The sequence below is a fragment of the Nonomuraea coxensis DSM 45129 genome (assembly GCF_019397265.1).
In the GTDB taxonomy this organism is placed as follows: domain Bacteria; phylum Actinomycetota; class Actinomycetes; order Streptosporangiales; family Streptosporangiaceae; genus Nonomuraea; species Nonomuraea coxensis.
Genome location: NZ_CP068985.1, coordinates 7,555,330 through 7,578,442, shown reverse-complemented (window position 1 = coordinate 7,578,442; position 23,113 = coordinate 7,555,330). Strand labels below are relative to the sequence as shown.

The 23,113-nt window shown below is 73.6% G+C and carries 21 protein-coding genes; 14 read left to right on the top strand and 7 right to left on the bottom strand.

Annotation, left to right across the window (positions count from 1 at the left end; translation table 11 throughout):
• Window positions 1-21: 21 nt before the first annotated feature.
• Complete coding sequence (locus Nocox_RS35475; protein ID WP_020544048.1) at window positions 22-507, top strand: PaaI family thioesterase; 486 nt, start codon at window positions 22-24, stop codon at window positions 505-507.
• A gap of 73 nt (window positions 508-580) precedes the next feature.
• Here the strand turns inward: Nocox_RS35475 and Nocox_RS35470 are convergent, their stop codons facing one another.
• Window positions 581-2,599: a CehA/McbA family metallohydrolase gene (locus tag Nocox_RS35470; RefSeq protein WP_033409425.1), complete on the bottom strand. Its 2,019-nt coding sequence runs from the start codon at window positions 2,597-2,599 to the stop codon at window positions 581-583.
• A gap of 119 nt (window positions 2,600-2,718) precedes the next feature.
• The gene (locus Nocox_RS35465; RefSeq protein ID WP_063711639.1) at window positions 2,719-3,003 is read right to left on the bottom strand and encodes a HesB/IscA family protein; all 285 of its coding nucleotides are present in this window, start codon (window positions 3,001-3,003) and stop codon (window positions 2,719-2,721) included.
• 128 nt (window positions 3,004-3,131) lie between these two features.
• Here Nocox_RS35465 and Nocox_RS35460 point away from each other — a divergent pair, with 128 nt between their 5' ends.
• The 11 genes from Nocox_RS35460 (at window position 3,132) to Nocox_RS35410 (ending at window position 16,085) form a co-directional block, all read left to right on the top strand.
• Window positions 3,132-3,905, top strand: coding sequence for an enoyl-CoA hydratase/isomerase family protein (locus tag Nocox_RS35460; protein ID WP_026214506.1), 774 nt, complete (start codon window positions 3,132-3,134; stop codon window positions 3,903-3,905).
• A 110-nt stretch (window positions 3,906-4,015) separates the two neighbouring features.
• Window positions 4,016-4,402: a hypothetical protein gene (locus Nocox_RS35455; protein ID WP_020544044.1), complete on the top strand. Its 387-nt coding sequence runs from the start codon at window positions 4,016-4,018 to the stop codon at window positions 4,400-4,402.
• A complete protein-coding gene (locus tag Nocox_RS35450) occupies window positions 4,393-5,598 on the top strand; it encodes a DUF6395 domain-containing protein (protein ID WP_020544043.1) in 1,206 nt (401 codons plus the stop codon). The genes Nocox_RS35455 and Nocox_RS35450 overlap by 10 nt, the downstream gene beginning before the upstream one ends.
• Before the next feature lie 2 nt (window positions 5,599-5,600).
• Entirely contained in the window at window positions 5,601-6,443 is an 843-nt protein-coding gene (locus Nocox_RS35445; protein WP_020544042.1) for a M55 family metallopeptidase, read from the top strand.
• Between the two features lie 10 nt (window positions 6,444-6,453).
• The gene (locus Nocox_RS35440; protein ID WP_020544041.1) at window positions 6,454-8,001 is read left to right on the top strand and encodes a flavin monoamine oxidase family protein; all 1,548 of its coding nucleotides are present in this window, start codon (window positions 6,454-6,456) and stop codon (window positions 7,999-8,001) included.
• Between the two features lie 77 nt (window positions 8,002-8,078).
• Window positions 8,079-8,591 carry a YbaK/EbsC family protein gene (locus Nocox_RS35435; RefSeq protein ID WP_020544040.1) on the top strand — a complete coding sequence of 171 codons (513 nt, stop codon included), beginning with the start codon at window positions 8,079-8,081 and terminating at the stop codon, window positions 8,589-8,591.
• A 190-nt stretch (window positions 8,592-8,781) separates the two neighbouring features.
• The gene (locus Nocox_RS35430) at window positions 8,782-10,959 is read left to right on the top strand and encodes a serine/threonine-protein kinase (protein ID WP_020544039.1); all 2,178 of its coding nucleotides are present in this window, start codon (window positions 8,782-8,784) and stop codon (window positions 10,957-10,959) included.
• Window positions 10,960-10,978: 19 nt separating this feature from the next.
• Complete coding sequence (locus tag Nocox_RS35425; protein ID WP_020544038.1) at window positions 10,979-12,805, top strand: serine/threonine-protein kinase; 1,827 nt, start codon at window positions 10,979-10,981, stop codon at window positions 12,803-12,805.
• Between the two features lie 74 nt (window positions 12,806-12,879).
• Window positions 12,880-14,088, top strand: a complete 1,209-nt coding sequence (locus Nocox_RS35420; protein WP_033409422.1) for a serine/threonine-protein kinase — start codon at window positions 12,880-12,882, stop codon at window positions 14,086-14,088.
• A 245-nt stretch (window positions 14,089-14,333) separates the two neighbouring features.
• Complete coding sequence (locus Nocox_RS35415) at window positions 14,334-15,113, top strand: electron transfer flavoprotein subunit beta/FixA family protein (RefSeq protein ID WP_020544037.1); 780 nt, start codon at window positions 14,334-14,336, stop codon at window positions 15,111-15,113.
• A gap of 18 nt (window positions 15,114-15,131) precedes the next feature.
• A complete protein-coding gene (locus Nocox_RS35410; RefSeq protein WP_020544036.1) occupies window positions 15,132-16,085 on the top strand; it encodes an electron transfer flavoprotein subunit alpha/FixB family protein in 954 nt (317 codons plus the stop codon).
• 115 nt (window positions 16,086-16,200) lie between these two features.
• Here Nocox_RS35410 and Nocox_RS35405 read toward each other — a convergent pair whose 3' ends face one another.
• Window positions 16,201-17,025, bottom strand: coding sequence for an ABC transporter permease (locus tag Nocox_RS35405; protein ID WP_020544035.1), 825 nt, complete (start codon window positions 17,023-17,025; stop codon window positions 16,201-16,203).
• Window positions 17,022-17,966 (bottom strand): daunorubicin resistance protein DrrA family ABC transporter ATP-binding protein, encoded by a 945-nt coding sequence (locus Nocox_RS35400; protein ID WP_020544034.1) that lies wholly within the window; start codon window positions 17,964-17,966, stop codon window positions 17,022-17,024. Before Nocox_RS35400 ends, Nocox_RS35405 begins: the two co-directional genes overlap by 4 nt.
• Before the next feature lie 85 nt (window positions 17,967-18,051).
• Here Nocox_RS35400 and Nocox_RS35395 point away from each other — a divergent pair, with 85 nt between their 5' ends.
• Complete coding sequence (locus tag Nocox_RS35395) at window positions 18,052-18,804, top strand: TetR/AcrR family transcriptional regulator (protein ID WP_020544033.1); 753 nt, start codon at window positions 18,052-18,054, stop codon at window positions 18,802-18,804.
• Between the two features lie 13 nt (window positions 18,805-18,817).
• On the opposite strand, the gene Nocox_RS35390 is transcribed toward Nocox_RS35395, so the two are convergent.
• Together Nocox_RS35390 and Nocox_RS35385 are read right to left on the bottom strand one after the other, a co-directional pair.
• Entirely contained in the window at window positions 18,818-20,011 is a 1,194-nt protein-coding gene (locus Nocox_RS35390; RefSeq protein ID WP_020544032.1) for an MFS transporter, read from the bottom strand.
• Between the two features lie 250 nt (window positions 20,012-20,261).
• Window positions 20,262-20,771, bottom strand: a complete 510-nt coding sequence (locus tag Nocox_RS35385) for a TetR/AcrR family transcriptional regulator (RefSeq protein WP_026214502.1) — start codon at window positions 20,769-20,771, stop codon at window positions 20,262-20,264.
• 99 nt (window positions 20,772-20,870) lie between these two features.
• Between Nocox_RS35385 and Nocox_RS35380 the strand changes: the two genes are divergently transcribed.
• Entirely contained in the window at window positions 20,871-21,989 is a 1,119-nt protein-coding gene (locus tag Nocox_RS35380) for a cysteine desulfurase family protein (RefSeq protein ID WP_020544030.1), read from the top strand.
• A gap of 14 nt (window positions 21,990-22,003) precedes the next feature.
• Here Nocox_RS35380 and Nocox_RS35375 read toward each other — a convergent pair whose 3' ends face one another.
• Window positions 22,004-23,059 (bottom strand): DUF695 domain-containing protein, encoded by a 1,056-nt coding sequence (locus Nocox_RS35375; RefSeq protein WP_020544029.1) that lies wholly within the window; start codon window positions 23,057-23,059, stop codon window positions 22,004-22,006.
• Window positions 23,060-23,113 lie beyond the last annotated feature (54 nt).

Genomic DNA, 23,113 nt, shown 5'->3' with positions numbered 1-23,113 from the left:
CGTGCGGTTGGATCGGACGCCATGGACGACGACACGCGATCGCGCCGGGGGCCGTTCTGGGACGTGCTCGCCGGGCGGGCGGCCCCGCCGCCGGCGGCCGAGACGCTCGGCTGGGAGCTCCTGCACGTCGATCCCGAGCAGGGCGTCATCGAGGTGGCCTTCCTGGCCGGCGAGCGGTTCACCAACCCGATGGGCGTCGTCCAGGGCGGGTTCCTGGCCGCGATGCTCGACGACACCCTCGGCCCTGCGCTGGTCGCGACGCTGCCCGACGGGCACTTCGCGCCGACGCTCGACCTGCACGTGCAGTTCCTGCGCCCCGCCCGGCCGGGCCGGCTCGTCGGGCGGGGGCGGGTGGTGCGGCGCGGCCGGCAGATCTGCTTCATGTCCGGCGAGCTGCTCGGCCCCGACGGCGAGCCCGTCGCCGTCGCCACGGCCACCGCCCAGATCCAGACGGTGGCCGCCCCGCCCGCCCGCCAGGCACGCGAACCGGCCCGTCCCGCCCGCTAGGCACGCGGGCAGGCAGCGCGCAGTAGCCGGGCGTGCGAGTCCGGATGGCCGCTGGTCCTCCGGCCGCCGGTGGTCAGGCGGGCAACCGGCCTCGGTAGACCGCTCTGGCACGGTCGTACAGGTGCAGGTGGTCGGCCAGTTGCTCCTCGGTCTCGAAGGTGCCGTGCTCGCGCAGGATCTCCGTCAGCCGCTCCAGCCAGGCGAGGCACCAGCGCACGTCCGCCTCCCTGGCCACGTGCTCGCCGGCCACGTCCAGGTAGACGGGGCTGGTGTGGGCGTACGCGCCGGACGGGTGGAAGGCGCGCGGGTGCGGCCCGCCCGTGGCCACGGCCACCACATACGTCGGCTCGCCGACCACTAGCGACGCGGCGAGCCGCCCCGGCGGCCCCTGCGCCAGCACGCCGTCCGCGGTCCGGATCTCCAGCGACTCGACCTCGGGCCCCACCGAGCTGACGGTGATCTCCACCCGCGCCCCGGCCGTCAGGTCCAGGGTGTCGCCGGGCCCGTGGCCGTCCACCGTCAGCTCCAGCCACGGCCCCGAGGTCGCGAACGTGCGCCCCAGCAGGAGCGCCTCCGCGTACGACTCGGCGGTCAGCGGCCCGCCGACGTACGCGTACACCCGCTCCCACCCCGGCGGCGAGGACGCGGTGCCGCGCCGGCAGAACGACAGCACCGCGTCGGTGCCCGCGGTGACGGCGAGCCGGTTGCCCGCGCCGACCAGCCGCCGGTAGACGGCGGCGGTGGCGGCGACGGAGGAGTGGTTGAGCACGTCCAGGCAGTCCACCAGGCCGAGGGCGGCGTCGGCGACGATCTCCCTGGCCGAGCAGTTCCGCCCGCGGCTCAGCACCACGCCGGGCGGGTCGTCGTCGCCGAAGGGCGTGTGGAACGGGTGCCCGTAGCCGGTCACGCCGCCGAGCGCCCGCAGCTCCTCCAGCGCGACCGCGTTCGGCGGCCAGTCGGCGGTGCCGAGGAAGCCCGAGTGCCGCCGCTCCGGCGCGGCGCGCAGGCCGAACGCGGTCGCGTGCCCGACGAGGTCGTTGCGGTACTCGACGCCCCACCTGGCGAGGTGGCGATCGTCCGACCACGGCAGGTCGCGGCCCGCCCAGTGCGCCAGCGCCTCGGCGTCGTAGACCCGCTCGGCCGCCACGTTGCCGGCGACCAGGTTGAGCACGTGCAGGTCCTCGCCGTGCTGCGCGGCGGCGGCCAGATCGGGCGCGGCCGGCTCCTCGCCCATCCAGTTGAGGTGGACGTGCAGGTCGCCGCCGTACCAGCCGCGGCTCGCGGCGTCGTAGAGGCGTTCGGGGGTCAGCTCGACCAGCGTCTCGCCGCCCTGGGCGGGGGTCACCTCGGTCTCGGCGGAGGTGTACTCCATGCCCCTGGTCACGGTCACGGTCAGCGGCTCGGCCGGCACGGCCACCACCAGGTCGTCGCCGTGGAAGTACGGCCTGCCGTGCGCGTCCACCTTGGGCGGGGCGCCCTCGGGATACCAGCCCTGGCCGTTCGCGCCGGTCACGCTCCACCGGCACGGGAACCCGGCCCGCAGCCGGAGCGCCGCCGCGCCGGCCCGCCGGGCCAGCGGCGACAGGTCCACGGGCCGGCCGTCGACGGTCACCTCGCCCGTCACCTCGACGATCTCGGCCCCGCGCGGCGGCACCTCGTGCCTGACGCCGTCCACGACGACCTCGACCGGCTCGTCCGTACGCGAGTCCAGCAGCAGCGCGGTGCGGAACGGCACGCCGTCGAGCAGCACCCGCCCGGCCGCCTCCAGTGCCGCCCCTGACGGGGTCAGGCGCAGCGCGGGCAGGTTGTCGGCGACCTCGTCGCCGAGCGCGTCGCGCACCACGAGGTCGACGTCCACCTCGCCGAGGCGGTCCTCCAGCTCCCCGGCGGACAGCCCGGGGTGGCGGGCGGCGAGCAGGCGCAGGGCCGGATCCCAGAAGCGGTGCCTGAGGTCGAGGAAGACCGTGGCGCGGGCCTGCGTGACGTAGGAGAGGGGCGGCTCGCCCCACGTGACGCCGTGCGCGTCGCGGAGCGAACGGTAGTCGGCCACGGCGCGGGCGACGGCTTCCGGTAACAACGGATCGTGACACATCGGGCACTCCTTGAGGTCGGATGCGCCGTCATCGTGACACGGGATCTGCCGCCGTGCGACCGATATCAGTCGGTACGTGGCGACATTCCCGCGACATTCCCGCGTGACTGCCCGCCGGGCTACGACCGCCGGTCCAGGCGGAACGCGGGGTGCCCCGGGCTCCCCGGCCGCGCGTCGAGCGACTTGTTGTCCAGGACCGCCACGGTGTCCTCGGCCACGAAGACCCGCACGTCCCCCTTCTCGATCACCTGGTCCCCGGCCTCCGGCGTGCTCGTCAGGGACAGCTCCAGCGTGCCCGCCTCGTCCGGTTTGGCGGCGATGCGCAGACCCGCCTGGGGCGGCACGTCCTCGCCGACCAGCAGGTCGCGGATGGCGTCCACGGCGTTGTCGGTAACTGTCAGCACGGCTGTGCTCCTTCACCTGTGGAAATACCCCTGTTCGTCGTCCTCCGCCTAACCGCGGGGGGCGGGACCAAACGCCGCTCGGCGGAGCCCTGCCGGGCGGCGGGGGAGCGGCCTGTTAGGTTCGGAGCATGGGTGAGTTTGTGAGCGTCGAAGTGGCCGACCAGATCGCCACGATCCGTCTCGACCGTCCCAAGATGAACGCGCTCAACGGCCAGGTCCAACAGGAGATCGCCGAAGCGGCCCGCATCGTGGACGAGGACCCGCAGGTGCAGGCGGTCATCCTCTACGGCGGCGAGCGGGTCTTCGCGGCCGGAGCCGACATCAAGGAGATGGCCGACATGTCCTACGCGGACATGTCCGCTCACTCCAGCACGTTGCAGGCGTGCTTCACCACGGTGGCCCGCATCGGCAAGCCGGTCATCGCCGCCATCACCGGCTACGCGCTCGGCGGCGGCTGCGAGCTCGCCCTGTGCGCCGACTTCCGGGTGGCGGGCGAGTCGGCCAAGCTGGGCCAGCCGGAGATCCTGCTCGGCATCATCCCGGGCGCGGGCGGCACCCAGCGCCTGCCGCGCCTGGTCGGGCCGGCCCGCGCCAAGGACCTGATCTTCACCGGCCGGCACGTGCCGGCCGCCGAGGCGCTGGAGATCGGCCTGGTCGACCGGGTGGTGCCGGACGAGCAGGTCTACACGGCGGCGCTGGAGTGGGCCGCGACGTTCGTGGGCGGCCCCTCGATCGCGGTGCGCGCCGCCAAGCAGGCCGTCGACCAGGGCCTTGAGGTCGATCTGGCCACGGGGCTGGAGATCGAGCGGCTGCAGTTCTCGGGCCTGTTCGCGACCGACGACGCCAAGATCGGCATGCGCGCGTTCGCGGAGAAGGCCAAGCCCAGGTTCACCGGCCGGTAGGCGGCCGATCAGCCGGACCGCTCCCCGTGGTGGGAGCGGTCCCGTACAGAGCCGTACCTGTTATATCTAGCGCTCTTTTGGCCCGTCCTTTGCCAGTATCGTGACGTCTCATGATGCGCGCCCTGGTCCCCGCGCGGCTCCGGAAGGCCGTGCGTACATGGTTCGACTCCCGCTACATCTCCATCGCCGACCACCGGCAGGACATCAGGGACGCGCTCTGGGAGGTCCAGACGCTCCGGCGGGAGATGACCGGGCTCCAGGCCGAGGTCGAGCGGCTGCGCAAGGCCGTGGCCAAGCCCGCGCCGCGCCCCACCATGGCGGCGGCGGACAGGGCACGGCTGGACGACACCCACCGGCTCGCCCAGGAGACGGCCAAGGCGCTGGACGGCGTGCTGCAGAACGAGGTCCTGGTCTGGCAGGCCATCGACGACCTCCGCGCCCGTCAGGCCTCGCCCGTGGCGGGCCACGCCGCCGGTGAGGAGCGCCCGTGCGCGTGACCTGGACCGGCGGCGACCTGAGCTTCCGGCTCGACGCCGAGGACGAGATCACCGGCAGGGCCTCCGACGAGCACCCCGTCAAGCTCGCCACCAACTCGTGCACGATCGGCGGCGTTCCCGGCGACGCGCACCCCGACCTGTTCGCCGTCGCGGCCTGGACGGTCGTCGCCCCGTGGACGCGCAGGCGGGTGCTGTTCGACCGGGCGATCTCGGCCGAGGTCGCCGCGGCGCTGCACGACGGCTGGGGCGTCGAGGCCGGACCGGTCGGCGCCGAGCCGCGCAGGCCGGGGCCCGTGCTCGGGATCTCCTACAGCGGCGGCGCCGACTCCGTGGCCGCGGCCGCGGTCTTCCCCGAATCGCCCTTCCTGCACTTCCGCCGGGTGCCGCACCGGCGCATCCCCAACCGGTGGCCGCACTACCGCTCCGACGTGCTGGCCAAGCTCGCCGCGCGGACCGGGCGCGAGGTCACCACCGTCACCTCCGACCTGGAGTACACCCTCGCCGAGCCCCGCCCCGGCTACCCCGAGCACCACGCAGTGGCCGCCGGGGCGCTGCTCCACGCCGACCGGCTCGGCCTCGGCGGGCTCGGCTTCGGCTACGAGATGGGCTCGCGCTGGCTCGGCGGCGGCCGCTACCTGCACCGTTACACCCCCGACAACCCCATGTGGTCGGCGCACGGCAAGTGGGGCCGGCTGTTCGCCGCCGCCGGCGTGCACCTGGTGCTGCCGGTCGGCGGCGTCAGCGAGGCGACCACGATGCGCCTCGCCCTGAGCTCCGACCTGCGCGAGCAGGTCCGCTGGTGCCTGCGCGGCACCGACGACCCGTGCCGCGACTGCGGCAAGTGCCTGTACAAGGAGCTCATCCAGGCCGCCGTCGAGCGCCGCCCGCTGGACACGCCCGTCACCGCCGAGCGCTCCTTCGCCCAGAAGTGGCTGCGCAAGCCGCCCTACGGCGGCCAGGAGATGATCGAGTACGGCCTGGCCCGCGTCCCGGGCATCGAGAACACGCTCTTCGGGCCCGCGCTCGACTTCTTCGAGGCCACCGAGGAGTCCACGAGCTGGCTCGACCACTGCTACCCGCCGGCGGTCGAGGAGATCCCGGAGGCGTGGCGGGCGCAGGTGGCCGCGTTCATGACGGAGAACGTCGGCATGATGACCGAGGACGAGGCTCGGCGCGTGGAGAACTGGGGGAACTGATCGTGAAGGTGTACCTGTCGGTGGACATGGAGGGCGTGACCGGGCTCACCGACCCGGAGGAGATGCACGCCGACCGGCGCGGCTACGAGCGCGGCTGCGAGCTGATGACCGCCGACGCCAACGCCGCGATCTCCGGCGCGTTCGACGCGGGCGCGGAGACCGTGCTGGTCAACGACGCCCACGGCTCCACCAAGAACCTCCGCATCGACCTGCTGGACCCGCGGGCCAGCCTGATCCGCGGGCCGGGCAAGGCGCAGCGGATGGCGCAGGGGCTCGACGGGTCGTTCGCGGCGGCGTGCTTCGTGGGCTACCACGCGCGGGCGGGCGTCCAGAACGGCGTGCTCAACCACACGTGGATGGGCAAGGAGATCCAGAACGTCGAGCTCAACGGCGAGCCGTGCGGCGAGACCCGGCTGGTGGCGGCCTGCGCCGGCTACCACGGGGTGCCCGTCGTGCTGGTCACCGGCGACGAGGCCGTCGGCGAGGAGGCCCGCGAGGTCCTCGGCGACGTCGAGACGGTGGCGGTCAAGAAGGGCATCGACAAGTTCTCGGCCGAGCTGCTGCCGCCGAGCGTCGCCCAGGCCCGCATCCGCGAGGCGGCGGCCCGCGCGCTGGGACGGATCGGTGATTTCACTCCGTATCGGGTGGAAGCGCCGTACACCTTGGGGGTGGAGTGGAACTCGACGGCCATCGCGGCCGCTGTGGCGCTGGTGCCTGGTGTGAAGCAGGTGGGCTCGCGGCACACCGAGTTCACCACGGATGACTTCTCCCAGATCATGGCTCTGTTCGGCATCTTCGCCACGATCGGCGGCCAGGTAGCGTGCGGCAGCGGCCCTTACGGATGAGGAGCGGGATGTGGAACGGGCGGCGCTGACGCGGCGAGGGCTGCTCATCGGAATCGGCGCGGCGGGCGGCGCGGGCGCCATGTACGCGGCCATGGGCGCCCTCGGCCTGGCCCCGTCGGAGCAGGACAAGGCGTTCACCCCGCCACGGCAGGGTGACTTCACGCTGAGCGGCAGGGGCACGGCCAAGGTCGTGATCCTGGGGGCCGGGGTGGCGGGGCTGACGGCGGCGTACGAGCTGGGCAAGGCCGGCTACGACTGCACCGTCCTGGAGGCCAGGGAGAAGGCGGGCGGCCGGAACCTCACGCTGCGCGGCGGCGACCGCCTGCCGGAGCTGAACGGCCCGGCGCAGCAGGCCGCGTTCGGCGAGGGCCAGTACTTCAACGCCGGCCCCGGCCGCATCGCGCCCTGGATGCTGACCCTCGACTACTGCCGCGAGCTGGGCGTCCCCGTCGAGGTGTTCGTCAACCACAACGCCTCGGCCTACGTCCACACCGGCGGGCGGACCGTGCGGGTCCGCGCCGCCCGCGCCGACCTGTACGGCTACGTCGCCGAGCTGCTGGCCAAGGCGACCGACCGCGGCGCCCTCGACCGGACCGTCTCCGCGCAGGACCGGGAGCGGTTGCTCGACTTCCTGCGGCGCTTCGGCGACCTCGGCCCGAAGCTGGACTACGTCGGCTCCGCGCGCCGCGGTTTCGCGACCAACCCGGGGATCGCGCCGGGCACGCTCGACGCCCCCCTCTCCCTCACCGACGTGCTCGCCGCCGGCACCGGCCGGCTGGTGCTGAACGACTTCGGCCACGACATGGCCACCCCCATGTTCCAGCCGGTCGGCGGCATGGACGCGATCGTCGTCAAGCTCGTCGAGGCCGTCGGCGCCGACCGGGTCAGGACCGGGGCCAAGGTGACCGGGATCACGACGCTGGCCGACGGCGTCGAAATCGTCTGGGACGGCGGCTCGATCAAGGCCGACTACTGCGTCGCCACCCTCCCGCCGCACGTCATGGCCAAGATCCCGCACAACCTCGGCGCGGAGGTCACCGCCGCGCTGAGAACCCCGGTCCCGGTGGCCGCCGGCAAGATCGGCCTGGAGTACGACCGGCGCTGGTGGGAGACCGAGGACCGCATCTACGGCGGCGTCACCGAGACCGACCTCGACATCACCCACATCTGGTACCCCTCGCACGGCTACCACTCCGGGCGCGGCGTGCTCGTCGGCTACTACAACACCGAACGCGACGCCGAGCTGTACGGCGCGCTCTCCCCCGAGGACCGCCGGCGCCGCGCGCTCACCCAGGGCAAGAAGATCCACGGCGAGAAGTACCGCCAGGGCGTGCTGGCCGACGTCTCGATCGCCTGGCACCGCCAGCCGCACATCGAGGGGGCGTGGGTGCGCTGGCCCTCCTTTGATTCGTCCTTCACTCTTCTGCAACGCCCCGCCGGAAGGGTTTACTTCGCGGGCGACTGGCTCACCCAGCTGGTCGCCTGGCAGGCGGGGGCCATGGAGTCCGCCCGCGCCGCCGTCACCCAGCTGCACCAGCGCGCGGTGCGGTCGGGCTGACGGCCCCGGCCGTCCCCTGAACCCCGCCACTCCCGGATCGCCGTAGGGTTTCCGGGAGAGGCGAACGAGGAGATGGCATGAGCTTGCACTGGGTGCCCGCCACCGAACGCGCCGACCTGCTGGCCGGCCCGGTGGCACGGGCCGTGACGGCGGTCGGCGGCGTCGAGGTGGCCGAGATCGACCCCGATCTGGCCGACACCGCGGCGTTCTGCGAGCGTTACGGCGTGCGCCTCGACGAGTCCGCCAACTGCGTGATCGTGGCCGCCAAGCGGGGCGGCGAGACCCGCTACGCCGCCTGCATGGTGCTCGCGACCATGCGGGCCGACGTCAACGGCGTGGTGCGCAGGCACCTCGACGCCCGCAAGGCGAGCTTCGCGCCGATGGCCGAGGCCGTCGAGCTGACCGGCATGGAATACGGCGGCATCACCCCGATCGGCCTGCCCGAGGACTGGCCGGTCCTGGTGGACGCGCACGTCGCCGAGCACGCCAGGGTGGTGATCGGCAGCGGGCTGCGCCGCTCGAAACTGGCGCTTCCCGGCCCGGCGCTCGCCGGGCTGAAGCGCGCCGAGGTCCTGCCGCTGGCGGTCTGAAGGGAAATCGAGGCCGATTCGAGACCCGCGTCCGGGAAACCGGAGAGGCCCTTCCGGACGTTGTACGAGGTGGGAATGTGGCCTCATGGTTCATCTCGTGGGCGGGGATTAAGCCGGTATGGTGCTTCATGCCATGAACGATGACCGACTAGGCCCTTACCGGCTGCTCAGGCGGCTCGGTGAAGGCGGGATGGGCGTTGTCCACCTCGCTGTCGACCCGCAGGGGCGGCAGGTGGCGGTCAAGGTCCTGCGTGGCGAGGTCGCCGGCGACGAGGTCGCCAGGCGGCGGCTTTCGCGCGAGGTCGAGACCATGCGCCGGGTGCGCAGCACGTACATCGCCGAAGTGGTCGACGCCGATGTGACCGGTCATCGCCCCTACATCGTCACCCGTTACGTGCCCGGCCGTCCGCTCGACGAGATCGTCAAGGACGACGGGCCGCTCGACCTGCCCGCGCTGATCCGGGTCGCGCACGGCGTGGCCTCGGCGCTGGCCTCGGTGCACTCGGTGGGCGTGATCCACCGCGACCTCAAGCCGGGCAACGTGCTGATCCTGGACGGCGAGCCCGTCCTCATCGACTTCGGCATCGCGCAGGCGGTCGACGCGACCCGGCTGACGCAGACCGGCATGTTCATCGGCACGCCCGGCTACCTCGCGCCCGAGATCATCGAGGGCCAGGAGGCCGGGCCCGAGGTCGACGTGCACGCCTGGGCGGGCACGCTGCTCTACGCCGCGACAGGCCAGCCGCCCTTCGGCAAGGGCACGCTGGAGATGATCTTCTACAACATCACCGCGGGCAAGGCCGACATCAGCGCGGCCCCGGCGACGCTGCAGCCGCTGCTCAAGGCGGCCTTCCAGCGCAACCCGGCCAAGCGGCCCAAGGCGGCCGAGCTGGCCGAGCAGACGGCCCGGATGCTGCCGCAGCCGCCGCCGGGCAGCGTTCCCGACGAGATCTCGACCGTGCCGCGCCCGCCGGAGACCCCGCCGCCGCACCTCGCCGACCGGCCGTCGTACGACGTCTCCACGCCGGCGGTCACGCCGCGGCGGCTGCTCGACGGGCAGGAGCGGCAGCCCACGGTCCCGCCGCGGGACCAGCCGTACGTGTCGCTGCTGCCCGGCCAGGACGGTCCCAACCCGACCGGCCCCAACCCGGGCGGGGCGCACCCAGGCGTGCCCGTGGAGAGCCTGCTCGGTGACGGCGGCGACCCCTGGCCCACCCGCCGGGTGACGCCCGAGGAGCTGCGCCGCATCCAGCGCGAGAACGCCGCGACGCCGCCTCAGCAGTCACCGGGGCAGCAGTCCGGCCAGTCGCCCCTGCAGCAGTCCGGGCAGCAGTCCGGGCAGCCCTGGGCCGGCTGGCAGGGCGGCGGTCCTCCCGTGCCGCCCGGCGAGGCCGACGTGCCCACCCGCCGGGTCCGTCCCGGCTCGCCCGACTACGGCAGGCTCAACGCCGGCCCGGAGCTGGGCCGCCCGGCGTCCGGCCCTTCGGGGCCCAACTTTCCTGGCGCTCACCTCCCCGGGCAGGGGGCGGGGCTCGACGCGGCGAGGCTCACCCCGGGGGCGGCGGGGCCCGTCCCCGACGCCGGCCGGATGGCCCCGGGCCACGACCCGGCGGCCCGCGTGGGCCAGGGCCCCGACGCCTCCGAGTACGGCCGCCCCGGCCCCACGCCGATGCAGCCGCCGCCCTACATCCCGGCGCAGCCGCACTACCATCCCGACCCGACGCAGCGGGAGCCTTACCTGCCGGGCGTGGTCCCCGGCAACCCGCTCCAGCGGTCACGGGCGTACGGCGTGGCCGGCGGGATGCTGCTGGTCATCATGGTCGTGGCGGCGGCCCTGGCGCCCCTGCTGGTGGCGATCGTGGCCGTCCCGATCGCGGTGCTGCTGCGCGCGGCCGACCTCGCGCAGCCCCAGCTCGCCGGCCGTCGCCCGGCCGGCGCGGCGGCGCTCGACGTGCTGCGGGTCTTCGCCCACCCGGCCGCGCTGGTCAAGTCGGCGGGCATCACGCTCGCCCTCACGCTCTACGCGCTCATTCTGGGGCTGCCGGTGACGCTGCTGCTCACGGTGGCCACCGACACCGACCCGTCCAACGCCCTGGCCTGGGGCGCGGCGGTCGCGTTGTGGACGGTCTGCGCGGGGCCCGGGGTCGAGGGCCCCGGCAAGCAGATGCGCAGAACGCTCGCATCGCTCGTACCCTCGAGAACAGCGGCGATGGTGATGGCGGGAGTTCTGGCGGCGGTCGCCGCGCTCTCGCTGATCCTCGCTTTCAGCACGTTCGGGGCCGAGCCAAGGGGGGCTGGATGGACTCCGCTGAACGTCGACCCAGTGACGCAGCAACTGACGGACCTGAGGGGGAACACCGGGGGATGACGACGCGGGGAGGGTGGCGATGAGCATCCAAGCACCGGAACGCCTGGGCCCGTACCGGCTCGTCAGGAAGATCGGCGAGGGCGGCATGGGCGTCGTCCACCTCGGCCTCGACGGCGAGGGCCGCGAGGTCGCCATCAAGGTGCTGCACCCGCACGTGGCCGCCGACCTCAAGGCGCGCGACCGGCTCACCCGTGAGGTGGAGACCATGCGGCGGGTGCGCAGCCCGTTCGTGGCCGAGGTCATCGACGCCGAGCTGGTGGGCGGGCAGCCCTATGTGGTGACGCGCTTCGCGCCGGGCCGCACGCTGGAGGACACCGTCCTGACCGACGGGCCGCTCTCCGCGCGCGAGGTGATCAAGCTGGCGCAGGGGCTGTGCCAGGCGCTGGTCGCCATCCACGCGGCCGACGTGATCCACCGGGACTTCAAGCCGTCCAACGTCATGCTGGTGGACGGGGAGCCGCTGGTCATCGACTTCGGCATCGCCCACCTGGTCAACGCGACCCGGCTGACGCAGACCGGGATGTTCGTCGGCACGCCCGGCTATCTCGCGCCCGAGATCATCCGCGACTCCGAGATCACCCAGGCGGCCGACGTGCACGCGCTGGCCTCGACGGTGTTCTTCGCCGCCACCGGGGCGCCGCCGTTCGGCACGGGGACGTTCGAGTCGGTCTGCTTCAACATCATGGAGGGGCGGGCGCAGCTCGACAAGGCGCCCGCCTGGCTGCGCGCGTGGCTGAGCCGCGCGCTGAACGTCGACGCCGCCTCCCGGCCGGGCGCGCAGGAGCTGCTGCGCATGGCGAGGGCGCTGGACCCGGCGGTGACGACGTTCAACGAGACCGCGTCGTTCGACGGGCCGACCGGCACCAAGCGCCTGGGCGGCGGCACCCGCGTGATGGACCAGAGCGACTACTCCGACCTGCTGCCGCCGGTCGAGTACGCCAAACCGCAGCCGCCTCCGCCCCCGCCGCCCCGGCAGCGGCGCGAGCAGGCCCCGCCGCGCCCGCGCCACGAGGAGCGGCCCCGGCAGGACGAGCGTCCGCCGCCCTACGTGCCGGCCCGCCCGCCGTACGCCGACCAGCGGGTGGCCGGCTATCCCGCGCCGCCTCCGCAGCAGCAGGTGCGGCCCTACACGCCGCCGCCCGCGCCCGCGCCGCGCCCGCAGGCCCAGCCGCCCGCCGAGCGCAAGCGCTACCTGTTCGGCGCGCAGCTCACGGGGCTGCTGCTGCTGGTCACGCTGGTGGCGGTGACCGTGATGCTGCCCGTGATGGCGGGCGCGATCGCGGTCGCGCTGGCGCTGGTGCTGCGCCTCGGCGAATACCTGTTCGGCGACATGGTCAAGCGGCGGCAGGTCCGCGGCAGCAGCGCGGCCGACCCGCTGCTCGCGCTGGTCGGCACGCCGTGGGCGCTGATCAAGTCGGCGCTGGTGACGGCGGTGCACGTGCCGCTGGCGCTGCTGTTCGGCGTGTGCGTGTGGGGCGCGCTCCACTGGGCCGGCGGCATGCACCTCAACGAGGCGGCGGCGTACGGCGCCGGGGCGCTGGCGGCCGGCCTGTTCGTGCTGCCCGGCGGCGGAGCGCCGCGCAAGGCGGTCACCCGCTCGCTCACCAGTGTGCTGCGCACCCCGGGGGCCGCGCTGGTCGCGGTCGTGGTGGTGGGCACGGCGGCGCTGTTCGCGGTGATGTTCGCGATGGGGCAGGACCCGGTGTGGTCGCCGTGGCGCGCGCCCAGCAGGATCATCGACGAGCTGAGCACGCAGGCCAGCCAGACCGTGACCGGGCTGATCACCGGGCTGATCGGCAGCCTGCTGGACGATCTCGGCCTGGGCTTCCTGACCAACTGGTTCTGAGCCGCGACGGGCGCCGGCCCGCCCCGTCGCGCTCCGGCGTGTCCCCGGCCGCTTCCCTGGGGAGAAGTAGAGGTATGAGCGAGCGCCTCGGCCCTTACGAACTCCTCTCGCGGCTGGGGTCGGGCGGCTTCGGCGAGGTGCACCTGGCGCTCGACGCGGAGGGCCGCACGGTGGCCGTCAAGGTGCTGCACCCGCACGTCGCCGCCGACGCCGCCGCGCTGGCCCGGCTGGCGCGCGAGGTGGAGACCATGCGCCGGGTCGGCGGCCCCAACGTCGCCGAGGTGCTGGACGCCTCCCTGGAGGGCGGACGTCCCTATCTGGTGACCCGCTACGTCCAGGGCCGCCCGCTGAGCGCCGTGCCCGCGCCGGTCGGGGACCTGCGCCGGCTGGCCGCCGGGCTGGCCGACGCGCTGCTGGCCATGCACGAGGCCGGGGTCGTGCACCGCGACCTCAAACCGGCGAACGTCATCCTGGCCGAGGGCGACCCGGTCGTCATCGACTTCGGCATCGCCAGCGCGCTGGACTCGCTGTCGGTGACCGCCTCGGGCGCGGTGGTGGGCACGCCCGGCTACCTGGCCCCCGAGGTGCTGGAGGGGCGTCAGGCGGGCATGGAGGCCGACGTGTTCTCCTTCGGCGCGACCCTCGCGTACGCGGCCACCGGGCGGCAGCCGTACGGGCAGGGCCCGGCCGCCGCGGTCGCCTACCGGGTCGTGCACCATCCGCCCGACCTGGAGGGCGCGCCCGAGTGGCTGGCGCCGCTGTTACGCGAGTGCCTGGCCACCGATCCGGCCAAGCGGCCGACCGCGGCCGAGATCTGCGCCCGGCTGGGCGTCGAGCACGTGCCCGCCGCCTCCCTCGCGGCCCGTCCCGTCCCTTCGCGGCCGGGTGACGAGACCGCGACCATGGAGTGGCGGCCGGGCGTCGACCGGCGGCGCCGCACGGTCGAGGAGTCGCGGGCGCGCCACCGGGAGAAGGTGCGCAGGCGGTGGGTGATCGGGTCGGGGCTGTTCGTGGCGTTGCTGTCGGCGGCGGCCTGGGAGCTGCTGCCGGAGGTGGGGCTGTTCCTGCTGGCGGCGTACGCGCTGGGCGTGGTCACGGACGCCGGGGTCGCGCTGTTCACGCGCGGGCCGTACCGGCGTTCGCGGGTGATCGTCGATATCGTCGGTGCGGCAGGGGTCGCGGGCCTCTGCTTCGGGCTGGCGGCGGTGCTCAGCACCTTCACCCTGGCGCTGTTCGCCGGCACGGCGCTGGTCGTGGGGATCGTGTTCCTGCTGTCGGCCTGAGACCCGTTCCACAGGGGGCGGTCGGCATGAACAGAATGAAATTCGGTATGGTGAAGGGGCAAGAGCTGGCGCGCCGGCCGTGGCTCCTCACGGTTTGCGCGTAAGCTACCCATGGGTAACATGACCGCGACAAGCCACCCTCTGCCGGAGGCCGAACAGGCACCTGGCAGTCTGGACAGCATTGCATCCGGCGCCCACCGCAGCGACGCGGTGGCGCACGCGAAACGGGAGGTCGGCCACCGGCCATGAACATCGTCGTCTGCGTGAAGCAGGTCCCCGACACGGCGACCGAGCGCAAGCTGCGGTCCGATGACAAGACGCTCGACCGCGACGCCGCCGACGGCGTGGTCAACGAGCTTGACGAGTACGCGGTCGAGGAGGCGCTGAAGCTCAAGGAAGCGCACGGTGGCGAGGTCACCGTGCTGACCATGGGCCCCGGCAAGGCCACCGAGACCATCCGCAAGGCCCTCGCCATGGGCGCCGACAAGGCCGTGCACCTGAGCGATGACGCGCTCCACGGCTCCGACGCGCTCTCCACCTCGTACGCGATGGCGCAGGTGCTCAAGAAGATCGGCTTCGACCTGGTGATCCTCGGCTCGGAGTCCACCGACGCCCGCACCGGCGTGCTGGCCGCCATGCTGGCCGAGCGCCTCGGCGCCTCGCAGCTCACGCTGGCCAACAAGGTCGAGGTCGAGGGCACCTCGATCCGCGTCCAGCGCATCACTGACTACGGCTTCGACAAGGTCGAGGCCGCGCTGCCCGCCGTCGTGTCCGTGGTCGAGAAGATCAACGAGCCGCGCTACCCGTCGTTCAAGGGCATCATGGCGGCCAAGAAGAAGCCGGTCGAGACGATCGCCATCGGCGACGCCTCCATCGACGCCGGGCAGGTCGGCCTGGACGCCGCCTGGTCCGAGGTCGTCGACTTCGCCGCGGCCCCGCCGCGCGCGGCCGGCACGATCGTCAAGGACGAGGGCGACGGTGGCGCGAACGCCGCCGACTTCCTCGCGTCCAAGAAGTTCATCTGAGAACGGGGGTTTACTGAAATGTCGGAAATTCTCGTTCTGGTCGAGCAGGTCGAAGGCGAGGTCAAGAAGGTCACGCTGGAGCTGCTCACGCTGGCCCGCTCGCTCGGCACGCCCGCCGCCGTCTGGCTCGGCCCCGGCATCACCGCCGACGCCAAGGCCAAGCTGGCCGAGTACGGCGCTGAGAAGATCTACGTCGGCGGCTCCGAGGAGCTCGTCCAGTACGTGGTCGCGCCCAAGGCCGAGGCCCTGGCCCAGCTCGTGGCCGACAAGGCGCCCGCCGCCGTGCTCGTGGCCGCCACGGCCGAGGGCAAGGAGATTGCCGGCCGCCTGGCCGTCAAGACCGACTCCGGCGTCATCACCGACGCCGTGGGCCTCGGCGAGGGCTTCGTGGCCGACCAGTCGATCTTCGGCGGCGGCGTCAACGTCCGCGCCAAGGTCCGCAGGGGCACGCCCATCGTGGCCGTGCGCCCCAACTCCACCGCTCCCGCCCCGTCCGCCGGCGCCGGCGCCGAGGAGGAGATCTCGGTCACGCTCTCCGAGGCCGCCAAGGCCGCGCGCGTGGTCGAGCGGGTCAAGCAGGAGAAGGGCGCCCGCCCCGAGCTGACCGAGGCCGCGATCGTGGTCTCCGGCGGCCGTGGCGTCGGCTCGGCCGAGAACTTCAGCGTCATCGAAGGGCTCGCCGACGCGCTCGGCGCGGCCGTGGGCGCCTCCCGCGCCGCGACGGACGCGGGCTGGTACCCGCACCAGTTCCAGGTCGGCCAGACCGGCAAGACGGTCTCGCCGCAGCTCTACATCGCGGCCGGCATCTCCGGCGCCATCCAGCACCGGGCGGGCATGCAGACCGCGAAGACGATCGTCGCGATCAACAAGGACCCGGAGGCGCCGATCTTCGAGCTGGCCGACTACGGCGTGGTGGGCGACCTGCACCAGGTCGTGCCCCAGCTCACCGAGGAGATCAAGAAGCGCAAGTAGCGCCGGACGCCGGGGAGCATGGGGCCGCCCGCCCCGCGCTCCCCGGCGTTCGCCGTCAAAGGGCCTCCCCCAGGGCACGACGCGCGGCTGCGGGGCGACGCCGAGTATGGAGCGTTCAGCGTCCTTTACGTGTGCAGGCGTGGAGCGACAGCGGGACGAAGACCACCAGGAGCGCGGCCGACCAGAGCAGGACGGCGGCCACCGGATGGGCGAGCGGCCAGGCGACGTCTCCGGACGGGGCACCCGGGTTGCCGAAGAGCTGCCGTGCGGCGGCGGTGAGCGCGCTCACCGGGTTCCAGTCGGCCAGGAGGCGCAGCCAGCCCGGCATGCCGCCGGTCGGGACGAACGCGTTCGACAGCATCGTGAACGGCAGGCCGAGCGGCACCATCGCGTCGGCGACCTGCTCGTTCCTCACGGCCAGGCCCACGTAGACGCCCACCCAGCTCAGGGCGTACCGCAGGACGATCACCAGCAGGAACGCCTGCGCCGTGGGAAGCAGGCCGCGGTGCGGTTGCCAGCCCACCAGCAGGCCCGTGGCCACCATGACGGCCAGCATCGGCAGGCCGGTCAGCACGTCGGCGCCGGTCTGCCCGAACGGCACCGCCAGGCGCGCCATCGGCATGGAGCGGAACCGGTCCATGACGCCGCGGGAGGCGTCCGCGGCCGTCCGCGTCATGACCCCCAGCCAGGCGGAGAAGGTCACCATCGCGAACAGGCCGGGCATGAGGTACTCGCGGTAGTCGCCGCCGCCCGGCACCTGGATCGCGCTGCCGAAGACGTACCCGAAGAGCACCACCATGACGGCCGGGAAGATCAGCGCGGCGACGAGCTGGCCGGGCTCCTGCCGCAGCCGGCCCAGCTCGCGGCCGACCAGGGTCAGCCCGTCGGTGAGCGTCCAGCGCAGGCGGCCCAGTGGCGAGGCCGGGGTGAGGGCGGTCATAGCGCGGTCTCCTGGCGGTCGGTGAGGCGCAGGAACACCTCGTCGAGGGTGGGGCGGCGCAGGCTCACGTCGGCGGCGGCGACCCCGGCGTGGTCGAGCTCGCGCACGACGTCGGCGAGCCGGAGGCGGCCACCGGGGAGGGCGACGCTGAGCCGGCCGGCGCCCGTCGTCGTGGGCTCGGTGCCGGTGAGGGCGTTCAGCGCGGCCGTCGCCGCGGGCAGCGCGGCGGGGTCTTCGAGGGTGACGTCGAGGCGGTCGCCGATCGTGGCCTTCAGCTCGTCGGGAGTGCCGGTGGCGACGACCCGCCCGTGGTCGACGACGGCGATGTCGTCGGCCAGCCGGTCGGCCTCGTCCAGGTACTGGGTGGTGAGGAGCACGGTGGTGCCGTCGGCCACCAGCTCGCGGATGCTGTCCCAGATCTCGCCGCGGCTGCGCGGGTCGAGGCCGGTGGTCGGCTCGTCCAGGAAGAGCACCTCGGGGCGCAGGATGAGACAGGTGATCAGGTCGAGGCGGCGGCGCATGCCGCCGGAGTAGCCGGCGACCTGGCGATCGGCGGCGTCCGTCAGGCCGAAGCGGTCGAGCAGTTCGCCGGCCCGCCGGTGCGCCTCGCGCCGGGACAGGTGGGAGAGGCGGCCGAACATGCGCAGGTTGCCCCGGCCGGTGAGCTTGTCGTCCACGGCGGCGTACTGGCCCGCGAGCCCGATCCGCTCGCGCACCTTGCCGGCCTCGCGGACGACGTCGTAACCGGCGACGCGGGCGTGCCCGGCGTCGGGGTCGGACAGGGTGGCCAGGATGCGCACGGCGGTCGTCTTCCCGGCGCCGTTCGGCCCCAGCAGGCCGCAGACCGTCCCTGCCGGGACGGTCAGGTCCAGACCCCGCAGCGCATGGGCGCCGCCGAAGGACTTGTGCAGCCCTTCGGCGACCACGATCGGATCGGACATGGCGCCTCCATTGAGTACGTTGTACGCGGTTTCAGTGGTCACGCTAATCCACTGGGTACTATGTACGCAACAAGGAGGTGGAGCGGTGACGGACGCCCCGTACGTCAACATCTGGATGCGGCCCGAGCGCCCCGCCCGCGGCCCCAGACCGGCCTACAGCCGCGCCCAGATCACGGAGGCGGCCGTCAGGATCGCCGACGCCGAGGGGCTGGAGGCCGCCACCATGCGGCGGATCGCCGCCGAGATCGGCGCCGGCGCGATGTCCCTCTACCGGTACGTCCCGAGCCGCGACGACCTGGTCGAGCTGATGGCCGACCGGGTGATGGGCGAGATCGACGTCACGGGCATGCCCTCGGGCGACTGGCGCGCCGACCTGACCCGCTACGCCGAGGGCCTGCGGGCCATGTGGCTGAGGCACCCGTGGATCGCCGCCGTGCGGCGGTCGCTCCCGAGCTTCGGCCCCAACCAGTTGCTCCTGGTCGAACGGCTGATGGGGGTGCTCGACGCCTTCGTCCCCATCGACCAGAACCTCACCCTCGTGGCCATGCTGAACGGCTACGTCGAGGGCACCGTCCGCGAGGAGATCAGCGTGGCGGGGGAGTTCGGCCGCAGCGGGCTCAGCGAGTCGGAGTGGATGGCGCGGAGCGGCCCCTACGTCGAGCGGCTGGTGAAGAGCGGTGATTACCCGATCTTCGCCAAGATCGTGATGGAGGCGCGCCGGCCGCACCTGAGCCGCGACGACCAGTTCAGGCACGGGCTCCGGCACGTCCTCGACTGCATGGCCGCGGCCCTCCCTGCGACGGTGCGCGACGGGAGGGCGGCGAGCGGAGCGTCGTGACGCCCGGCGCGGGTCAGGCGGCGGCGGGCTCCCGCTCCCTGGTGACGGGGAGCGTGCTGACCACGGCCGGTTCGCGGCGCGGGAGCATGCGGCCGGCCAGGGCGATCAGCAGGCCGAGGACGACGCCGATGCCGAGCGCGGTACGCAGCGTGGTGGCGTCCGACAGGAAGCCGATCACCACCGGGCCCAGCAGCAGGCCCGCGTACCCCATCGCGCCCGCCTGGGCGATCGCGGGGCCGGGGGTCGCGGTCGCCGTGCCGGCCAGGGACAGCGTCAGCGGCGAGATCGTCGCCACGCCGAGGCCGACGAAGAACATCGCGCCCACCGCCACCAGGGCCGCGGGGGCGAGCAGCACGAGCGCGAAGAAGCCGGCCGTGGCCAGGCCGGAGACGGTCAGCATGCCGCGCACGCCGTACCTGACGCGCAGGCGGTCGCCGGTGAGCCGGGCGATCAGCATGCCCGCCTCGAAGACGGGGTAGCCGAGCGCGGCCAGGGCCTCGGGGGCGCCGAGTTCGTCGCGCAGGTAGAGGCCGTTCCAGTCGGCGACCGTGCCCTCCACCATGAAGGCGAAGAACATGATCGCGCCGAGCAGGTAGACGATCGGCGGCAGGCGCCGGCGGCCGGCGGCGGCGGAGCGCCCGGCGGCGGGGGCCTCGGGCAGGTACGTCCGGCCGACCGCGACCATGAGCGGCAGCGAGACCAGGCCGACCAGCGCCACGTTGGCGGTGAACGACAGGCCGGCGGCGATGGACAGGCTGCCGGCGGCGCCCGCCGTGATCGCGCCGACGCACCAGCCGGCGTGCATGCCGTTCATCAGCGGCCGGCCGTACGCCTGCTCGACCGTGGAGCCCTGGGCGTTCATGGCCACGTCCACCATGCCGAACGCCATGCCGAAGAACGCGACGGCCACCATGAGCAGCGGCAGGTCGGGGGCGAGGGCCACGGCGACCAGGGAGAGCGCGGTCAGGGGGCCGCCGACCCGCAGGACCGTCCCGCTGCCCAGCCGGGCCATGACGCGGCGCATGCTCTGCATGGTGACCAGGGCGCCGAGGCCCCAGACCAGCAGGACGGCGCCGACCGTGGACTCGGAAAGCCCGAGTTTGTCGGTCAGCGCCGGGATGCGCACGGTCATCGTGCCCACCATCAGGCCGGCAAGGACGAAAGTGAGGACCGCCCCGTAACGGGCACTCCTCAGGGCGCGGGTCATACGGCAACACCTTCCACAGAAAGCTACTTATGGGGATATTTCGGGCACGCCAACGAGAACGTTCGCGCGGGGGGACACGCCGAGCCCCCGACGCCGGACGAGCACTGGCGACGGGACGGGTGGGACGGGTGGGACGGAGAGGACGGGCAGGACGGTGGAACGGGATGAGGGGGGAGGAAATTCCAGGGACCGGCCGGCCTGGAGAGGGAGGGCCGCGGGCGGGGCGGCGAGGGGTCGCGGGGCCGGGGCGTCAGGCGGGCGCGAGCAGCGCCCGCAGGCGCGACTCCAGGGTCCGCAGGTCGGACTCGGTGTTCAGCTCCGGGTCGTGGCTGGCGAGATCCCACAGCCCTTCACAGGCGAGCCGGACGATCTGCGACGTCACCGGGTCGGGCTCCGCCTCCAGGCCCTCGCGATGCCAGCGGGCCATCGCCTCGCGCAGCGGCGCGAGCAGGAACAGGTTTCCCGACGCGCTGGTGACCACGGCCCAGCGTCGCAGCCGGCCCGTGCGCACCGCGGCCAGGGTCGCCCCCAGGTAGCGCTCGGTGTAGGTGCCGTCGGGCTGGTCCGCCATGAGCTGGTCGAAATCCTCGATCAGCCGCTCGACCATGCCCTTGATCAGGGCTTCCTTCGAGCTGAAGTGGTAGAGCAGCCCGCCCTTGCTGACGCCGGCCCGGTCGGCCACCGCGGAGAGGGTGAGCGCGGCCGAGCCCTGGTCGCAGAGGATCTCCTCCGCCGCGTCCAAAAGCTCGTCCCTTCGCATGCCTCCTACTGTACCGGCCGGACGGTACAGTCGCAAACAAGATACCCTGGGCGGGTGACCAGACCGTCGGCCTATCTTGATCATGCGGCGACCACGCCCATGCTGCCCGAGGCGATCGAGGCCATGACGGAGCAACTCCGGCGGGTCGGAAACCCTTCCTCGCTGCACGCGGCCGGCCGCCGGACGCGCCGGGTGGTCGAGGAGTCACGCGAGAGCATCGCCGGCGCGCTCGGCGCCCGGCCCAGCGAGGTCGTGTTCACCTCCGGCGGCACCGAGGCCGACAACCTGGCGATCAAGGGCCTCTACTGGGCGCGCCGCCCCCGCCGGCGGGTGCTGCTCAGCGCCATCGAGCACCACGCCGCGCTCGACCCCGCCCACTGGCTCGCCGAGAGCCAGGGCGCCGAGGTCGAGCTGCTGGAGGTCGACGAGCACGGCATGGTGCACCCCGACACGCTGCGGGCCGCCGTCGAGCGCGACCCCGACGACGTCGCCGTGATCAGCGTCATGTGGGCCAACAACGAGGTCGGCACCGTCCAGCCGCTCCACGTGCTCGCGGCCGTCGCCCACGACCACGGCATCCCGTTCCACACCGACGCGGTGCAGGCCGTGGGGCAACTGCCGGTGTCGTTCGCCACCTCCGGGGCCGACGCGCTCACGCTCACCGGGCACAAGGTCGGCGGCCCGATGGGGGCAGGCGCGCTGCTGCTGGCCCGCGGCCTGACGCCGGTGCCGGTCCAGCACGGCGGCGGCCAGGAGCGCGACGTACGCTCCGGCACCCTCGACGCGCCCGCCATCGCGGGGCTCGCGGCGGCCGTCCACACCGCCGTCGCCCGCCAGGAGGAGCAGAGCCGCCGCCTGACCGCGCTCCGCGACGAGCTGATCGAACGGGTCCGCCGGGCCGTCCCCGGCGTCGTGCTCAACGGCCATCCCACCGAACGCCTGCCGGGCAACGCCCACTTCTCCTTCCCCGGCTGCGAGGGCGACGCGCTGCTCATGCTGCTCGACGCCAAGGGCGTGGAGTGCTCGACCGGCTCGGCCTGCTCGGCGGGCGTGGCCCAGCCCTCGCACGTGCTGCTCGCCATGGGGGCCGAGGCCGCCGCGGCCAGGGGCTCGCTGCGCTTCTCGCTCGGCCACACCTCGACCAGGGAGGACATCGACCGCCTGATCGAGGTGCTGCCCGCCGCCGTCGAACGCGCCCGCAGGGCCGGCCTGAGCTGAGGGCGGGCCGAGGGCTAGCTGAGGAACGGCGAGACGGCCGTCCAGGCGGGGTCGGTGGCGACGTCCACCCGGGGCTCGCCCTCCTCCCAGCTCACGATCAGCTCCTTCGCGTGGATCGCGGCGTCGCCGGTCGCGTCGGCGTAGACGTGGATGGTCCGCTGCCCCTCGGCGCTCAGATGCGCGGCCAGCACCGCGTCGTCGCGCAGCTTGAGCAGGCGGGCGGCCAGCCGCTCCTCGAAGTCGCGCAATGCGGTCAGCGACTCGCCGATCGGCAGCCCGGCCTCGTCGCGGTGCGCGTACGGGAGCGTGATCGCGATGTGCTGGTCGAACAGCGGATGGTCGACCGGCCGCAGCGGGTAGCGGGCGGTGGCCACCAGCGGCGCGCCGCCGGCCGTCCGGCCCTCCAGCAGCACCCACTCCTCCTCGTCGTAGCCGGAGGCGAGGTCGGCGACCACGGCGGGCAGGTGCGCGGCGGCCACGGCGTCGATCGGCTCGAACGTCACCGCCGTGATCTCGCCCACCCACCGCGCCACCTCGTCCTCGCCGAGGAGCCAGTCGAGGGCGAGCAGCGCGGCGTCCAGCCGGACGTCCTCGTCGAGCTCGGCGAAGATCGGATGGTAGGCGGCGACGTCCACGCGCGGCTGGTTGCGCGGCACCCGCAGACCGAGCAGGAGCTTGTCCAGCGCGAACTCGAACCCGCCCACGTCGAGCGTCAGCTCGGCCGCCTGCGGGTTGGCCTGCCGCGACGGATGGAACTCCCACAGCAGGTCGGCCGGCGGGGCGGCCTTGGCCCAGCGGTGCGCGAGCGGGCGCAGCTCGGCGTCGCCCGCCGACGTGACCACCAGGGCGTGCATGGCGTTGCGGCCGGGCGCGATCTCCCACACCAGGTCGGGGTGCACGGCCGCCACGGCGGGCGCCATCAGGTCCTCCAGCCCGGCGGTGTCGCCCGCGGCCACCAGCGCGTCGACGGCCGGTCTGGTCTCCTGCCACCACGTCCAGAATCCGGCGAGCCCGTCCTCGGATGACCCGCCGCCGTCGTCCTCGGCGTCCTTGCGCCCGAATAGTCGCATGGGCTGAATCCTCGCAGACCGAGGGCGCGCTCGCGCACCCCGCGCCGGACAGTA

Coding starts and splice junctions, on each gene's coding strand:
- Nocox_RS35475 (WP_020544048.1), top strand. CDS start 22: ATGGACGACGACACGCGATCGCGCCGGGGGCCGTTCTGGGACGTGCTC.
- Nocox_RS35470 (WP_033409425.1), bottom strand. CDS start 2,599: ATGTGTCACGATCCGTTGTTACCGGAAGCCGTCGCCCGCGCCGTGGCC.
- Nocox_RS35460 (WP_026214506.1), top strand. CDS start 3,132: ATGGGTGAGTTTGTGAGCGTCGAAGTGGCCGACCAGATCGCCACGATC.
- Nocox_RS35455 (WP_020544044.1), top strand. CDS start 4,016: ATGATGCGCGCCCTGGTCCCCGCGCGGCTCCGGAAGGCCGTGCGTACA.
- Nocox_RS35435 (WP_020544040.1), top strand. CDS start 8,079: ATGAGCTTGCACTGGGTGCCCGCCACCGAACGCGCCGACCTGCTGGCC.
- Nocox_RS35430 (WP_020544039.1), top strand. CDS start 8,782: ATGGGCGTTGTCCACCTCGCTGTCGACCCGCAGGGGCGGCAGGTGGCG.
- Nocox_RS35425 (WP_020544038.1), top strand. CDS start 10,979: ATGAGCATCCAAGCACCGGAACGCCTGGGCCCGTACCGGCTCGTCAGG.
- Nocox_RS35420 (WP_033409422.1), top strand. CDS start 12,880: ATGAGCGAGCGCCTCGGCCCTTACGAACTCCTCTCGCGGCTGGGGTCG.
- Nocox_RS35415 (WP_020544037.1), top strand. CDS start 14,334: ATGAACATCGTCGTCTGCGTGAAGCAGGTCCCCGACACGGCGACCGAG.
- Nocox_RS35410 (WP_020544036.1), top strand. CDS start 15,132: ATGTCGGAAATTCTCGTTCTGGTCGAGCAGGTCGAAGGCGAGGTCAAG.
- Nocox_RS35405 (WP_020544035.1), bottom strand. CDS start 17,025: ATGACCGCCCTCACCCCGGCCTCGCCACTGGGCCGCCTGCGCTGGACG.
- Nocox_RS35400 (WP_020544034.1), bottom strand. CDS start 17,966: ATGTCCGATCCGATCGTGGTCGCCGAAGGGCTGCACAAGTCCTTCGGC.
- Nocox_RS35390 (WP_020544032.1), bottom strand. CDS start 20,011: ATGACCCGCGCCCTGAGGAGTGCCCGTTACGGGGCGGTCCTCACTTTC.
- Nocox_RS35385 (WP_026214502.1), bottom strand. CDS start 20,771: ATGCGAAGGGACGAGCTTTTGGACGCGGCGGAGGAGATCCTCTGCGAC.
- Nocox_RS35380 (WP_020544030.1), top strand. CDS start 20,871: ATGCTGCCCGAGGCGATCGAGGCCATGACGGAGCAACTCCGGCGGGTC.
- Nocox_RS35375 (WP_020544029.1), bottom strand. CDS start 23,059: ATGCGACTATTCGGGCGCAAGGACGCCGAGGACGACGGCGGCGGGTCA.